Source organism: Rhizobium sp. WCS2018Hpa-16 (assembly GCF_031843705.1).
Lineage (GTDB): Bacteria > Pseudomonadota > Alphaproteobacteria > Rhizobiales > Rhizobiaceae > Agrobacterium > Agrobacterium tumefaciens_C.
Window position 1 is genome coordinate 420,218 of sequence record NZ_JAVTIX010000003.1, and the last position, 15,535, is coordinate 435,752.

13 protein-coding genes are annotated in these 15,535 nt (G+C 55.6%); 6 read left to right on the forward strand and 7 right to left on the reverse strand.

All coding sequences use genetic code 11. The features are described from left to right. Positions 1-15: 15 nt before the first annotated feature. Positions 16-1,047, reverse strand: a complete 1,032-nt coding sequence (locus RQI55_RS13115) for a LacI family DNA-binding transcriptional regulator (RefSeq protein WP_311272774.1) — start codon at positions 1,045-1,047, stop codon at positions 16-18. 161 nt (positions 1,048-1,208) lie between these two features. On the opposite strand from RQI55_RS13115, the gene RQI55_RS13120 reads away from it, so the two are divergent. The 3 genes from RQI55_RS13120 to RQI55_RS13130 all read left to right on the forward strand — a co-directional run bounded on the left by RQI55_RS13120 (position 1,209) and on the right by RQI55_RS13130 (position 4,793). Next, entirely contained in the window at positions 1,209-2,735 is a 1,527-nt protein-coding gene (locus RQI55_RS13120) for a sugar ABC transporter ATP-binding protein (protein ID WP_311272775.1), read from the forward strand. A 35-nt stretch (positions 2,736-2,770) separates the two neighbouring features. Then, the gene (locus tag RQI55_RS13125; protein ID WP_311272908.1) at positions 2,771-3,778 is read left to right on the forward strand and encodes an ABC transporter permease; all 1,008 of its coding nucleotides are present in this window, start codon (positions 2,771-2,773) and stop codon (positions 3,776-3,778) included. A gap of 67 nt (positions 3,779-3,845) precedes the next feature. After that, a complete protein-coding gene (locus tag RQI55_RS13130; protein WP_243257289.1) occupies positions 3,846-4,793 on the forward strand; it encodes a substrate-binding domain-containing protein in 948 nt (315 codons plus the stop codon). 52 nt (positions 4,794-4,845) lie between these two features. On the opposite strand, the gene RQI55_RS13135 is transcribed toward RQI55_RS13130, so the two are convergent. From RQI55_RS13135 to RQI55_RS13145, 3 genes are all read right to left on the reverse strand, one after another. Next, positions 4,846-6,099 (reverse strand): FAD-binding oxidoreductase, encoded by a 1,254-nt coding sequence (locus RQI55_RS13135; protein WP_311272776.1) that lies wholly within the window; start codon positions 6,097-6,099, stop codon positions 4,846-4,848. An 89-nt stretch (positions 6,100-6,188) separates the two neighbouring features. After that, positions 6,189-7,715: a glycosyltransferase family 39 protein gene (locus tag RQI55_RS13140; RefSeq protein WP_311272777.1), complete on the reverse strand. Its 1,527-nt coding sequence runs from the start codon at positions 7,713-7,715 to the stop codon at positions 6,189-6,191. 205 nt (positions 7,716-7,920) lie between these two features. Then, on the reverse strand, positions 7,921-10,206 hold the full coding sequence (locus tag RQI55_RS13145; RefSeq protein ID WP_311272778.1) for an NADP-dependent malic enzyme: 2,286 nt from the start codon (positions 10,204-10,206) through the stop codon (positions 7,921-7,923). A gap of 316 nt (positions 10,207-10,522) precedes the next feature. Here RQI55_RS13145 and RQI55_RS13150 point away from each other — a divergent pair, with 316 nt between their 5' ends. The 3 genes from RQI55_RS13150 (at position 10,523) to RQI55_RS13160 (ending at position 13,137) form a co-directional block, all read left to right on the forward strand. Next, positions 10,523-11,953, forward strand: coding sequence for a mannose-1-phosphate guanylyltransferase/mannose-6-phosphate isomerase (locus RQI55_RS13150; protein ID WP_311272779.1), 1,431 nt, complete (start codon positions 10,523-10,525; stop codon positions 11,951-11,953). 169 nt (positions 11,954-12,122) lie between these two features. Then, entirely contained in the window at positions 12,123-12,653 is a 531-nt protein-coding gene (locus RQI55_RS13155) for a DUF992 domain-containing protein (protein ID WP_042616483.1), read from the forward strand. A 94-nt stretch (positions 12,654-12,747) separates the two neighbouring features. Continuing rightward, entirely contained in the window at positions 12,748-13,137 is a 390-nt protein-coding gene (locus RQI55_RS13160; RefSeq protein WP_311272780.1) for a cytochrome c family protein, read from the forward strand. Between the two features lie 3 nt (positions 13,138-13,140). On the opposite strand, the gene recX is transcribed toward RQI55_RS13160, so the two are convergent. The 3 genes from recX to RQI55_RS13175 all read right to left on the reverse strand — a co-directional run bounded on the left by recX (position 13,141) and on the right by RQI55_RS13175 (position 15,457). Next, complete coding sequence (recX, locus tag RQI55_RS13165; RefSeq protein WP_311272781.1) at positions 13,141-13,695, reverse strand: recombination regulator RecX; 555 nt, start codon at positions 13,693-13,695, stop codon at positions 13,141-13,143. A gap of 64 nt (positions 13,696-13,759) precedes the next feature. Then, positions 13,760-15,013 carry an adenylate/guanylate cyclase domain-containing protein gene (locus RQI55_RS13170; RefSeq protein ID WP_311272782.1) on the reverse strand — a complete coding sequence of 418 codons (1,254 nt, stop codon included), beginning with the start codon at positions 15,011-15,013 and terminating at the stop codon, positions 13,760-13,762. A gap of 213 nt (positions 15,014-15,226) precedes the next feature. Continuing rightward, the gene (locus tag RQI55_RS13175; RefSeq protein ID WP_042616480.1) at positions 15,227-15,457 is read right to left on the reverse strand and encodes a helix-turn-helix domain-containing protein; all 231 of its coding nucleotides are present in this window, start codon (positions 15,455-15,457) and stop codon (positions 15,227-15,229) included. Positions 15,458-15,535: the final 78 nt, after the last annotated feature.

Genomic DNA, 15,535 nt, shown 5'->3' on the forward strand with positions numbered 1-15,535 from the left:
GCGCTTCCAGGTTTGTTATTTCTGGGCCCATCGTCTGGCGGGCGCAGCAACAGAATTGCGAACAATGAGGTCCGGCGTCAGCAGTATCTCAGGCTGATCTGCTTTTTGCCCGCCAAGCAGGTCTAGCAACAGTGCCATGGCGTGTTTGCCAATGGATGTTCTCGGCTGGCGGATGGTTGTCAGGGCAGGGTTCATGAAGACCGCTTGGGGAATGTCGTCGAAGCCGGTGACGGAAAAGTCATTGGGAATATCATAGCCACGCGCTGTGAGGCCGATCATGACACCGATTGCGGTCTGATCATTCACGCACATGAAAGCCGTCGGTAGCGTATCGCGCATGAAAAGTTGCTCGATAGCCAACCGTCCGCTTTCCAGCGTGCCATCGCCTTCGACAATCATGGCCGGGTTCGGCGTCAGGCCAGCGGCATTCAAACCCTCATCATATCCCTTTCGGCGTCTGGCATAGGCGAGACGGACGCGGGAATCGCCGATGAAGGCAATTTGCTTATGCCCCTCGGCAATCAGCATATCTATCACCTTGCGCGCACCGGCCGTGTCATCCACGCCCACATAGGGAATGCCGCCATTATAGATCGGTTCGAACACCCCGACGCTTGGCGGTAGCCTTGCTGTCATGGCCTGATGTCCAAAGGGCAGAATGCCGGTGAACAGGATTAAACCGGCCGCTTGGTTCGAGTTGAGAAACTTCAGATATTCCAACCCGCGTTGAGCATCGTTCTGCGTGTGGCCGATCAGGACGCCGTAACCGTGCGACCGCGCTTCATTCTCAAGCCCGACGAGAATGTTGGAAAAATTCGGATCGCCAATATCGGGTGCGACAACAAGGATCATGTTGGAGCGACCCAGCCGCAGGCTGCGCGCCATGGCATTTGTCGTGTAGCCGGTCACGGCGATGGCCTGATTGACCTTCAATCGCGTTGAAGTCGCGACTTTTTCAGGATTGTGGATCGCGCGCGAAACGGTCGCGATGGAAACCTCCGCAATTCTGGCAACGTCTTCGATTGTGGCGGGTGAGGAAGTGGACAAGGAAGGCCTCGGATATGTGCGTGCCGGGACACTACACAGACAGGGCGATGCGTCAAAGCAGATTACGCCAATTCTGTGGAATGACGCCAATGTAAACCTTTACATCATCTGTGTAAAGGTTTACATCAGCCTCTAGACGAGGGAGACGTCTGGAGGAAATCATGGGTGAGGACATGTCCGAAGGCGGCGCTATAGTGCTGTCTGCGCGTCGGATTTCAAAATCATTTAACGGTGTACAGGTGCTTTTCAGTGTCAATTTTGACTTGAAGGCCGGCGAAATCCACGCCCTGATGGGTGAAAACGGTGCCGGGAAATCGACGCTCGTAAAGGTTCTCTCAGGTTTTGAGCAGCCAAGCAGCGGTGAAATCTTGCTGGATGGCGCCCCCATAAAGCTTCCAGCCAATGGGCTTGCCGAAGCTCTCGGCATCGTCATCATTCACCAGGAATTCAATCTGGCCGAACACCTGACGGTAAGCGAAAGCCTGTTTCTCGGGCGGGAGCTGACGCGGTTCGGCGTGCTGGATCGCAAGGCCATGCGTTTTTCAACCCGCAGAGTTCTCGATCAGCTCGGGTGCCATGTTGATGAGAACGCGCTTATTGGCACGCTGTCAGTCGCCGAAAAGCAAATGGTTGAGATTGCCAAGGCCATTAGCCGAGATGCACGCATCGTCTTCATGGATGAACCGACGGCGGTCTTGTCTCGGGATGAAACCAATTACCTCTTTCAGCAGGTCCGCAAATTGCGCGACAAGGGCACAAGCTTCGTGTTCGTGTCCCATAAGCTGGATGAGGTGATGGAGTTGACAGACCGTGTCACGGTTCTGCGCGATGGCCACTGGGTCAAGACAGCACCCACATCCATGCTGGATGGTGAAGCGATTGCCCAGTTGATGGTGGGTCGTGAACTCGCCAGCCTCTATCCGGCCAAGCGCGAGCCTGACGTTGATGAAAAGTTGGTCCTCAGCGTCACCGGATTATCCACGCGCTACGTGCAGGATGCGAGTTTTGAGCTTCGACGCGGCGAAATCATCGGTTTTTCAGGGCTCATCGGATCTGGTCGGACCGAACTCGCCGAAGCCATCGTTGGCCTGCGGGGTCGTTCGTCGGGCGAGGTCATCGTCAACGACAAGGTCCTGCCGCCGCATGATTTGCACGCGTCCATTGATGCCGGACTTGCCTATATGACCAAGGACCGAAAATCCAAGGGGTTGCTACTGAATGCGGGGATGGCGCTGAATCTTACCCTGCAATCTCTGGAGCGGCACGGCAAGTTTGGCTATCTCAGCGCATCCAGTGAAGCGAAATCGCTGGAGCGGGCGCGGCGGCGCTTCGATATTCGCGTGCGCGATGGCAGGGTGGTCGTCGGGCGCATGTCGGGCGGCAACCAGCAGAAGCTGTTGCTTGCCAAGGTGATGGAGACTGAGCCGAAAATCATCATTATCGATGAGCCGACGCGTGGCATCGACGTGGGCACGAAACAGCAAATCTACCATTTCATTTCTGCTTTGGCGCGGGATGGCCATTCGGTCGTTGTCGTATCGTCGGAAATGCAGGAGGTCATAGGCTTGTGCACCCGTGTTGCGGTCATGCGCGAAGGCCGCATCGTCGGGATGCTGGAAGGCGATGAAATCAACGAGCGCGAAATCATGCGTTATGCTGCGGGTCTGAAATCTAAGGCAGCAGCGTAGCGGCGGTATTACAGGGCGGGAGGTCTGTTTTGGGTATGAGTGAGAGTGAAGACGGCAAGGAGAATCTGGCGAAAAGGTCGCTTCGCGATATAGACCTGCGGGCTGTTGCCCCTTTCGTCGCGTTGTTCTTGCTGTTGATTGTCGGTGCCATGGTCAATCCGAATTTCATCAGCATCAACAATCTTGCCAATGTGGCGACGAGAAGCGCATTCATCGCGATCATTGCGGTGGGCGCTACATTCGTGATTTCCGCAGGTGATCTGGACTTGTCGGTCGGCTCGATGGTTGCATTCGTTGCCAGTCTTATGATCCTTTTGATGAACTCCGGCGCAGTCTCTGATCCGGCACTGATGCTGGTGCTGGCGGTTGTGTTTACACTGGTGGCCGGTTCGCTATGCGGGCTTGCGAACGGGTTGATCACAACAGTCGGCAGGATCGAGCCCTTTATCGCTACGCTGGGCACAATGGGTGTCTTTCGTGGTTTGACGACCTGGCTATCGCAGGGTGGGGCGATCACGCTTCGCGATCCACAGGTCCAAGCCATGTACCGACCCGTCTATTTCGGATCATTTCTCGGCATGCCGATTCCCATTCTGGTCATCCTGATTGTGACGGCCATCGCAGCTTTCATTCTTTATCGCACTCGCTATGGACGCCACGTAACGGCGGTTGGCTCTAACCGGGATGTCGCCAAATATTCCGGCGTTTCCGTCAACCGCGTCCGTACGATTGCTTTTGTCATTCAGGGCCTATGCGTGGCGATTGCGGTACTGCTTTACGTGCCACGCCTTGGCTCCACCTCTGCAACTACGGGCATGATGTGGGAATTGCAGGCCATCACCGCCGTTGTGGTTGGCGGCACGGCGTTGAAGGGCGGCGCGGGCCGGGTTTGGGGTACCATCTGCGGTGCGTTCATTCTGGAACTTGTCGGCAACATCATGCTGCTTTCGAACTTCATCAGCGAATATCTGATCGGCGCAATCCAGGGCGCGATCATCATCATCGCGATGCTCGTACAACGATCGCTGATGAGGCGATCATAGAGTTACCGGGTCTACGGGTCGCCCGGGTGATGAAACCAAGACCTTTAATTGTTTGGGAGGAAGACACATGCGAAAAAGACTATTGGGAGTGACTGTTGCGCTCTTGGCGCTTGCAGGCGGCGCGCAGGCGCAGGACAAGAAAGTGACGATCGGTGTTTCCATTCCAGCCGCCGACCATGGCTGGACGTCTGGCGTGGTCTACCATGCCGAGCGCGTTGCGAAACTTTTGATGGCGGAGCATCCCGGCCTGAATGTCATCGTCAAGACATCGCCTGATGCTGCAACCCAGGCAAATGCGGTGCAGGATCTGGAGACGCAGGGCATCGATGCCTTGGTCATCCTGCCATCCGATCCTGATCCACTGGTCAACGCCATCAAGCAGGTGAAGGACAACGGAAAATTCGTGGCACTGGTAGACCGTGCGCCAAGCGTGAATGACGATACGGTTCGTGATCTCTATGTTGCTGGCAACAACCCGGCTTTGGGCGAAGTCGCAGGCAAGTACATCGCAGATACTACACCTGAAGCGCAGGTCGTTGTCATCAGGGGCTTGCCGATTCCGATCGACCAGCAGCGTCAGGATGGATTCGACAAGGGTATTGCCGGTTCGAAGGTGAAAATTCTTGAGCGCCAGTTCGGCAACTGGAACCGCGATGATGCCTTCAAGGTCATGCAGGATTATTTGACCAAGTATCCGAAGATCGATGTTGTCTGGTGCCAGGACGACGATATGGCGGTTGGCGTGTTGCAGGCCATCGAACAGGCAAAGCGCACGGACATTCAGTATGTCGTTGCCGGTGCCGGTTCCAAGGATATGATCAAGAAAGTCATGGATGGCGACAAGATGATCCCCGTCGACGTTCTTTATCCGCCAGCCATGGTGGCGACTGCGATGCAGCTCACCGCCGCCAACTTCTATGATCAGGTTCCTGTTCGCGGAACCTATATCCTGGACGCGACACTCGTGACGAAGGAAAATGCCGAGAGCTTCTACTTCCCGGACTCACCGTTCTGATAATCAAAACCTATGAAAGGCCCGTTCGGAGAGCGGGCCTTTTTGTGTTTGTTCAGGCAAAGCGACTTGCGCGGAATGGGTCGATGGAGATGGATGTTTCCACGCCTGTTGCAAGTTCGGTCACAAGCTTTGCCGTGGCCGCAGACTGCGTTAGCCCCAGATGACCGTGGCCGAAGGCATAGATGACGGAACTGCTAGCACGGGATGTGCCGATAACGGGAAGGCAATCGGGCATGGATGGCCGGAAGCCCATCCACTGTTGACCGCCCTCGGTTTTCAAACCCGGCAGGAATTTCCCGGCCTTTTTCAGCATCGCCTCGGAGCGACGGAAGTTTGCGGGGAGTTCTAGGCCGCCCAACTCCACGGCACCGCCAACGCGGATGCCGGAAGAAAGCGGCGTGACAACGAATGCATGGTCGTTAAAATAGATCTGGCGCGTGAGGTTGAACGAACCCGCTGGAAGCGTGGTGTTGTAGCCACGCTCGGTTTCCAGCGGCACCGGATTTCCTAGGGACGCGGCAAGAGGTTTGGACCATGCGCCGCACGCGATCACGACCTTGTCTGCGGCAAGTTTCTCACCGTTGGAAAGCGTTACAATCGTGCTTTCGCCGATGGTCTCCACGCGAACGGCCTCACCTTTGCGAAGGGCAGCACCACGCGAGATGACCAGATCGGCAATCGACTTCGTAAACTCATAGGGATCGCCAACCTGCAAACCTGCCGGTGTAAACACGGCATGCTGAAATTGCGGCGCGAGACCCGATTGCAGGCGATCAATGTCTGCTCTGCCAATCCGGGAGAAGGAAATCCCGGCGCGTTCTTTCTCGTCCCAATCTTTTTGGGCCGCATCAAAGCTTGCCTTTGTATCGTAGAGATCCAGCGTACCGGTATTGGTGATGTGATGGGCCAGTTCGGGCATCGCGGCCACTGCCTGCATTTCGCTGGCAGCCAGGCGCATCACGTTTTTCTGGACAGCAAGGCCATGCTGGAATTTGCGCGGCGAACTGGCCTGCCAAAAGCGCCAGAGCCAGGGCATGATTTTCAATGCATAAGCAGGCGGTACGCTCAGCGGACCGAGGGGATCGATCAGCCACTTCGGCGCTTTTCTCATGATGCCGGGTGCGGGGATCGGAATAATCTCCGGGAAAGCGAGGATTCCCGCATTGCCTGCGCTTGCGCCTCGCGCAATCTCGCCACGTTCAAGAAACGTGACGCTCTTGCCCGCATTCTGCAGATACAAAGCCGACATGGCACCGATGATGCCCGTGCCGATGACGAGAACATCGCATTTTTCTGAAGAGTTCATCCAAGCATCCCGAGAGTTGATAGGATGGAGATAGCAAGTTAAATGCAAACTGTCGACAGAGCGACAAGCGTAATGCAGTGAGACTTTGCCTATCGCTCGATATCGGAAGGCCGAACCACGGCATATTTGAACCGCATCGTCTTGTCTTTCACTGGGTAATAGAAAGGCAAATCGAGGCTCGAAATCGGCACAACCCTGACCTTGGCCTTCAACTGCTCCTCGATCCATGTCGAGAGTGGCGAAAGTTGGTTGTCGTCGCCCACCCAAACGAGAAGCGCCGGATGCTCATCGGAAATCGTGAATGGCGGATCGTAGTCGTCATAGGTTGTGGTCGCGACAGGCACATCGCTGAAAACAAAGCGCAGATTTCCCCCCGCCGGCCAGTTGGGCGTCACGATGACGGATGGAGAGAGTTTTTCGGTATCGACGATCTGACGCTCGAAAGCTTTCCAGTCGTAGTTTGAATTGGAGGTGCGCCCCAGCGCCGCCATCAGGGGGTGCGCTATGAGCAATGCGACGGGAATAATTGCCATCGCTATGAGGGGAATTCGCAAGAACCTGGCAACGAAACGCTGGGGGTCAGCAAGGTAACGCTCAAGATAAAGTGCCGCCAGAATGGGCGCAGGTATCAGCAACGGTAGCAGCCACCTGTCCCGCAGCTCGGTCATCGTCGTCATCAAGATGACGATCGTCATCAATGCGGCTATGGCAATGAAATAGTGGAGGAAAAAGCGAAGCCAGACACTTTGTGCCTGTTTTGGAAGCTTCTTTTCCGCGCGCGTCCCGAGCCAAAGCAGCAATGCTGGTATGGCGATGATGACCAGCGAGCCTGAGATGAAGCGGGCAAGGCCGCGAGCGATCTGCAAAAAGCGGCTTTCGGGCGCGTCTTCAGCCATCCGCTTCAGGGTGACTTCTGAGGCAAAAACAAGGTTATCCATCAACCAGAAAAGATGGGGCAGACATACAAGCACACTTGCGAGTACGGTCAGCGCGAAGCGCTTGTCCAGCAGACGTTCACGACCCTGTGGGTGAAACCAAACAGCGGCCAGCAGAGCAGGTAGAGCCAAGGCGAAATTGTATTTCGAGAGCATTCCAAGGCCCGCGATCACCCCAACAAGAACGTAACCGGCAACGGTGGGGCGCTTTATCAGTCTGATGCTGCAATAAATCAGCGACACGAAGGTCAGCATCAGCATTGCAGTGTGCGTCAGATCGCGCTGCGCCTGCCAGAAGACCTGCGGGATGATGAAAAGCGCGAGAGCGGAAACGACCACGAAGCGCTTGTTTTCGAGCACCAGTTCAGCGGTCTTTATGTAAACGGCGAAGGTCAGGAACAGAATGAGGTTTTTCGCAAAGGCAATCGTCCACATCGACATGCCGAACAGCGCGGAGATTCCCTGCTGATACCAGTTGTACAGGGGAGGCTGGGCATCGTAGCCGAGAGCAAGCCATTGCGCAAAAAGCACCTGCTGAGCCTCGTCTACCCGCAATGTGGCAGGGGTAAACTGGCGTATGACGATCTGGAGCAGAAAATATGCACCAAAAAGCGCAATGACTGCGTTTGGATTTTCGGCGAGGGCGTTGAACAGGCGTTTCGGTGTCCCGGCTACTTTCACGGTTGTTCTTGTGCCTGCCTGTTTCTCATATATGTGCATGCCCTGTCCGTCTTGATGCCACGTGGCAATCTAGTGCGCCGGGCTGATTGCGGTGTCAAATCCGAACTATGTGGCGGAACCATGAAGCAGCGCCGCACTCCAGAATAATATTTGGATGGTGCGTGGGCAGAAGATGGCGCCCCGGTTTGAGGGGGCGCCATGTTTATTAGCCAGCATTATAGGCCGCGATGGCAGCCATGTTGACGATATCGCTGTCTTTTGCGCCCATCGCCGTGATCTGCACGGATTTGTCGAGCCCTACGAGAAGGGGGCCGATAACCGTTGCACCACCGAGTTCCTGCAACATTTTGGTCGATATGGAGGCCGAGTGAATGGCAGGCATGACGAGGACGTTAGCCGGGCCCGAAAGGCCGGAGAAGGGGTACTGGCTCTGCATTTTCTGATAATTCAGGGCCACGTCCGCGGCCATTTCGCCATCGACTTCGAAATTGACGTTGCGCTTGTCGAGAATCCGAACAGCTTCGCGGACCTTCTCCGAGCGCTCACCGAGCGGATGTCCGAAGGTGGAATAGGCCAGCATGGCGACACGCGGCTCGTAACCGAAACGGCGGGCAAGGCCAGCGGCCTCTACGGCGATATCGGCCAGATCTTCCGCTGACGGCATGTCGTGAACGGCTGTGTCCGCGACAAAGACGGTGCGATTTCGCGAAACGACCAGCGAAACCCCGATCACGCGGTGGCCGGGCTTGGTATTGATGCAACGGCGCACATCTTCAAGCGCGGTGGAATAGTTGCGCGTCGTGCCGGTGACCATGGCATCGGCGTCGCCCATCGCCACCATGCAGGCCGCGAAATGGTTGCGGTCATTGTGAACGAGGCGCTGGACGTCCCGAAGCAGGTAACCTTGGCGCTGCAAGCGCGCGTAGAGATAATCAATGTACACATCGACCCGCTCGGACAGGCGTGCATTGGTGATCTTGATGGTCGGCCGGTCGAGATCGATGCCCGCGCGTTCGGCATTTGCCCGTATGATATCATCACGGCCAAGAAGGATTGCCGTGCCGAGACCCTGCGCCGTGAAGGAGATGGCCGCACGCATGACCTGCTCTTCTTCGGCCTCGGCAAAAACCACTCGCTTGGGCGAACGGCGGACACGTTCATAGAGCCGCTGGGTTGTCGACGCCATGGGATCGCGGCGAGCGGAAAGCTCACGAGCGTAGGCGTCAAGATCGGCTATTCCCTTGCGGGCGACGCCCGTTTCCATGGCGGCACGCGCCACGGCAACAGGAATTGCCGAGATCAGGCGCGGGTCGAATGGAACAGGAATGATGTATTGGGCCCCGAAGCGCGGGCGCACACCCTGATACGCTGCCGCCACATCATCTGGCACATCTTCGCGGGCAAGGTCTGCCAGCGCCTTTGCGGCTGCGATCTTCATGGCATCGTTGATCTGGCTGGCGCGCACATCCAGCGCGCCGCGGAAGATATAGGGGAAGCCCAGAACATTGTTGACCTGATTGGGGTAATCTGAGCGCCCCGTCGCCATGATGGCGTCATCGCGGATCCGCGCAACCTCTTCCGGTGTGATTTCAGGGTCAGGGTTGGCCATGGCGAAAATAATCGGCCTTGGCGCCATGGACCGGATCATGTCTTCGCTGAAGGCGCCCTTCTGGGAAAGACCGAATACGACATCCGCGCCTTTCATGGCCTCAGCCAGCGTGCGACTGTCAGTTTTGGCGGCGTGGGCGGATTTCCACTGGTTCATTCCCTCGGTGCGACCCTGATAGATTACGCCCTTCGTATCACAGAGCGTGATATTGGCAGGGTTGAAACCCATGGCCTTGATCAGGTCCATACATGCGATTGCTGCAGCGCCTGCGCCATTGCAGACAAGTTTCGTGGTCTTGAAATCGCGGCCCGTCAGTTCGATTGCGTTGATAAGGCCGGCTGCTGCAATGATGGCCGTGCCATGCTGGTCATCGTGGAAAACGGGAATATCCATGATTTCGCGCAGGCGGCTTTCAATGATGAAACATTCCGGCGCCTTGATATCTTCCAGATTGATGCCGCCGAATGACGGGCCCAGATAGCGCACGCAGTTGATGAATTCGTCGGCGTTTTCCGTATCGACCTCGAGATCGATAGAATCGACATCTGCGAAGCGCTTGAACAGAACCGACTTGCCTTCCATTACAGGCTTTGAGGCTAGCGCGCCCAGATTACCAAGACCCAGGATAGCGGTTCCGTTGGAAATAACGGCGACCATGTTTCCGCGTGTCGTATAATCATAGGCCAGATCGGGGTTTTCAGCGATTGCCTTGACGGGAACCGCGACGCCCGGAGAATAGGCGAGCGAAAGGTCACGTTGGGTCGCCATCGGTTTGGTAGGCGTTATCTCCAGCTTTCCCGGTCTGCCCTGCGAGTGGAAGTCCAGAGCCTCCTGATCTGTCACAGATGTTTTGCCCGTCGCGGAGTTGGTTTTGTCTGGCATGTCCCCACCCTAATTCGTTGATTTTAAAATTCTGGACGTAGTTATGGTAATATCGAAGGGAGTGCCAAGCCTTGAACCGGGATTCAATGTTGTAAAACGACAGATTCATACGGGCGTCGAACACTTCAATCGATTAGCCGTTCCGGATTGATCGGAACCACAGCGGGTTGTCGTCGTTCGTCATCAGACGGCTTGGTGCAAAAGGCAGAAGCGATGCAGGACATGGTTGTGAGAATGCGACCTTGGCAATGGCGCCCACACATGTTTTGCTTATGGCCGTTACGAGATAAAGCATTGGAATTTGAAAGGGCATGACGTGAGCGCACAAAACCGAAGAATTATCCCCGTACTTCTGGCAGGCGGGGCTGGATCGCGTTTGTGGCCGGTTTCGCGGGACCAGTTGCCAAAACAGTTTCAGCCATTGGTTGGCGAATTCTCGACCTACCAACAGACGCTGATGCGCGTCAGCGACGAGACGGTCTACGACGAGCCTTACGTCATCACCAACGAGGATTTTCGCTTCTTTGCGCTCCGCCAGGCAGAGGAGGTGAATATTCCTGCGACCGTCGTGCTGGAACCGGCCCGGCGTGACAGCGCAGCGGCCATGGCAGCAGCCGCAGTGCTTGCGGAAAGACGCGAGCCGGGCTCCCTTGTTCTTGCATTGGCCGCGGACCACGTGGTTCTCGACAATGACAAGTTTACAGATGCCGTGAGGCTCGGCGCGGAGGCGGCGGAACAGGGCAACATAGTCGTCTTCGGCCTCACGCCGACAGAGCCTCGCACCTCCTACGGCTACATTAATCCCGGCCAGTCTATCGATGGGAATGATGATTTGTGCATGGTCGAGGCCTTCGTTGAAAAGCCTGATGAGGAAACAGCCATCTCCTATGTCGAGAAGGGCTATCTCTGGAATTCTGGCAACTTCCTGTTCAGATCAGACGTGATGATTGCGGAGCTTGCTGCCCATGCTCCTGAAATTCTGGAGGCGGTGACACGCTCTGTAGAAACCTTCAAGAGTGACCTTGGTTTCGTCAGGCTCGATAAGGAAAGCTTCGAAGCCTCGCCGAAGAACTCCATTGATTATGCCGTGATTGAAAACACGAAGCGCATGGCCGTCGTGCGCGGGCATTTCCGCTGGTCGGATATTGGCAGCTGGGATGCGATATGGGAAATCGCCGACAAGCAGGAAAACGGCAATGCGGTTGAAGGTCAGGGCATATTCATCGATTCGGAGGGGTGCCTCATTCACTCCAACAGCCTTCTGACAACAGTGGTCGGCGCAAAGGATTTGATGGTCGTGGCCACCAAAGACGCTGTTCTGGTCATGCCGAAGGACAGGGTGCAAAGCGTCAAGGGTCTTGTCGAGACGTTGAAAGAGAGCGACCACGCTCGCAAGACCGAAATACACCGGCGCGCCTATCGTCCATGGGGGCACATCGAGCAGACCGATTCTGGTGCGCGTTACCGCGTCAGTCATCTCAAGGTGGAGCCTGGCCACAAGATTTCATTGCAGCAGCATTATCACCGGTCTGAACACTGGATCATCGTCCGTGGCACGGCGACGGTAACGCTTGGAGACACGACCCAGCTGTTGACCGAAAACCAGTCCATCTACATTCCGATTGGCGCGCAACACCGTTTGGCCAATGATGGGAAAATTCCTCTGGAGATCATTGAGATCCAGACCGGGTCCTATTTTGGAGACGACGATATCATCCGTTTACAGGACGACTACAAGCGGGACTGAGATAGCATCTCATATAACCGTCGAGACTATCTGTGGCACCGTCAGACGCGATTGATGCCTTAAATGGATCGTTTTTGCGGAACAAACGTTATGACGTTGCCATTCATGATCCGAATTGGGTACGCGGGGCTGCTGCGGACATAAGAAGATCAAACAGGAGAAAAAAAGAATGAAAAAGGCTTTAGCCGTAACTTTCGCCGCAATGACACTGGGCCTCGGTGGAACTGCAAGCGCAATCGCTGCCGATATGACCTATTCTGCACCTGTGGTGCAGGATCAGGATGACCGTAACGGCGTCAAAATCGGCTATCTGACCTGCGAAGTGGGCGGCGGCGTTGGCTATGTCATCGGTTCGTCCAAGGAACTTGATTGCACATTCCAGTCTACCATGGGTGCGCGTCGCACAGACCACTATAGCGGTGCCATTCGCAAAATGGGTGTAGACCTAGGCTTCACCACGCAGGGTAAACTTGTATGGGCCGTCTTCGCCCCGACAGCTGGATATCATCGCGGCTCGCTAGGCGGTCTCTACCAGGGTGCTACAGCTGAAGCCACGCTTGGTCTCGGCGTTGGTGCCAACGTTCTGGTTGGCGGCACAGCTGGTTCCATCCAGCTCCAGACCATCAGCGTAACTGGTCAGGTCGGCCTCAATCTTGCGGCGACCGGCACATCGGTCACGCTGACGCCGATCAACGGTTGATCCTTATAAAGTCAATCTGACGCATACAACCTCGCGCCCTTTTCGTCGTATGATGAAAAGGGCGTTTTGGTTTCAAAAGCGGAGTTTTGGTTAGATGGCGACGATACGCGCATGCCTGTCTGGTGTTTTGGTTTTATTGTCCGTCGCCATTGCATATGCGGAAGGTGATCCCGCCAGAGGTGAGCGGTCATTCAGCAAGTGTTCCGCCTGCCACATTATCGACAACCCACGGACACGCATGGGTCCTCATCTAATGGGTGTCGTGGGACGACCGGCCGGTTCAGTGGCGGACTACAACTACTCTGCCGCGATGAAGGATGCCGGGGCGAAAGGAATGGTCTGGACGGAGGATAATCTACGGGCATTTCTCTATAGTCCAAAGAAACTCGTGCCGGGCACGTCCATGCGGTTCTTCGGCCTTTGGAGCGAGGATGAGATCAACGATCTCATCGCCTACATGAAAACAGTGCCCGCTCCGCAGTAAACATTAAAGGGCCTGTTGACCATCGAGGATGGCTTCGGCTTCATCCGCACTCATTCTGTAAACCCGACTTGCAATTTCAAAGCTGTAACCGTTTCGGGCAAATGCCGAGATTTCCTTGTTCATCCTTTTTTGATCGGCTTCCTCACGGCGGAAGGGGCCGAAGCGGCGCTTGCGTGCCATGATGACGGCTGAATAGAGATCGTCGGTGTCAACGAGGGCCTGCTCGGTTATATCAGGCGCAACACCTTTCATCTTGAGTTTCTGGGCTATGGCCCTGCGGGATTTTCCCCCTCGTATGGCTGAGCGTGTCGCGATTTCGGCATAGGCAACGTCATCCAGCGCCTTGATGTCATAGGCGAACTTCACGGCTGCGTGGCCCAGAGCCTCGATCTGTTCGGGGCTGATGTCTTCGAATTTCTGTTTTGCTTTGCGAGTGATGGCATCAAACAACTGCCGCTCGGTCATCATGCGCCGCTCCAGCCGGTAAATGGTGGAGTTGCGCACCCATGTCAGCATTCTTGCAGTGGGAGCAGTGGGTATGTCTGCTTCTTCCGTCACCGGGCCGTTTCCTGTCGATTGCTAACGCGTTCTGCCAGTCGTCTAAAGGAAATGGCGGTCGATGTTAATTCTCAATCACGGCCTCTGCGACGATTTCCGGGTCGGGCAAGGCATAGACGTTGAAGGATGTATCGAGGCCCCGAAGCTTGTGTTCGCCCAATCCTTCAAACGCTCTGATATCACCCGCCAGTTCAATGAAGTCTTCAGACATCAGCACCGGGCGCTTGAGTGTTTTGGTCAGCGTTTCCAGCCGGGATGCAATATTGACCGCCGGGCCGATGACTGTGAAATCAAGTCTGCTCTTTGAGCCGATATTTCCATACATGACATCCCCTACATGCACGCCGATGCCATATCCCAGCGGTTCGCGCCCGCTCTCACGAATGGTCACGTTCAGCGCCTTCAGCTGAACCTGTGCCTTTTCAATTGCGGTAATGATGTTCGCGCAGGCGTCGGCGTCGCTGAGGGGGAAAATGGCAAGCAGCCCATCGCCCATGAATTTCAGAATCTCTCCACCAAATTCCTCAATGGGGTCCGACATGGCATCGAAGAAGGCATTCAGCAATTCGATAACGTCGTCTCGCGGCCACATGTCGGAAATCTGGGTGAAATCGCGCAGGTCACAAATGAGGATTGCAGCACTGACGGTGATGCCACTACCGCGCCGCGTCGCGCCATCGAGAATGGCCTGACCGGCATGTGGTCCTACATAGGTTTCCAGAAGTGTGCGTGCGATGCGATTTTTGAGACGTATTTCCGAAACCAGTGAAAAAGCTGGCACGAGTGTTCGCAAGAGTTCAATCTCCGCGTCCGTAAAGCCACCCGGAGCATCGCTGCAAAACGTCAAGACATGTCGTTTGTTCAGGGTGTGCTTCAGCGGCCAGGCGCAATATTCTGTGAGGCCCTGAGCGCGAAGTTCGGCATAGATTCCGGGTTCTCCCTCAACCGCTGCCGTATCAAGGCGATGGCGTATTTCTTCAATGCCGGACTGGATCGCATAGACGGGACTGTTCAGATACTCGGCGCTTTTCTCCATGCCATAGGCGTAGGTCGTGAACTCGGCGTCTTTAAGCCCTGTTGTCCACAACATGCGTGCGCCGCTCCATTGCGGATGGTCAACGAGAAAATTGATCGTGCCGCGTGCTACCGATATGCCGGCTTCATTCAAACGCTCGCATAGTTGCACCAGAAGATTATCGATGAAACGTTGATCGCTGGTTTCCAGCATCAGCCAGTCGAGGATCGCAGATCGCTTGGACGGCCAGAGGGTTTTGGATGCGCCGAATAGAGACAGGTCAGCTGCGTTTGCGTCTGTCATTTATATCTCACAGTCATGGCTACTCGTATGCGCGCATCATTGATTATGCGCCGGATAATAGCCCTGCATGTGGTAAGGAGAAACCCTATTTGTAATAGGTGTCCGGAAAATCACTGGTTGGATTAACGGTTGTCCCAGCCCGTCCTGCAAAGATTTAAAGCTCATGCGTGACGGGCAGGGCGTTGCCCTGCTATAAAAAAGGGCGGGAAAGCCTTAGACGGCTTGGGCAAGCGGGATTTGCAACGCCGCTGCCACACGCTGAATGTGGGAAGGATTGATATCGGAGCCGTCTTCCAGTGCGACGATTTCTTCAGTCGTCAATCCACACGTAATGGCCAGTTGTTCGACTGTGTAACCACACTCGCCTCTGGCTGCGGAAATCTTGGCTGCGAAGGGCGCATCCGTGCGATCACCGGAATGGGGCTGAGAAACAGATATTGTCATTATAATCTCCCTAGAATGGACATTGAATGGAACCGGGGTCCAGCGGAGTGACCGGCCTATAATGTAGCCGCGTTGCGT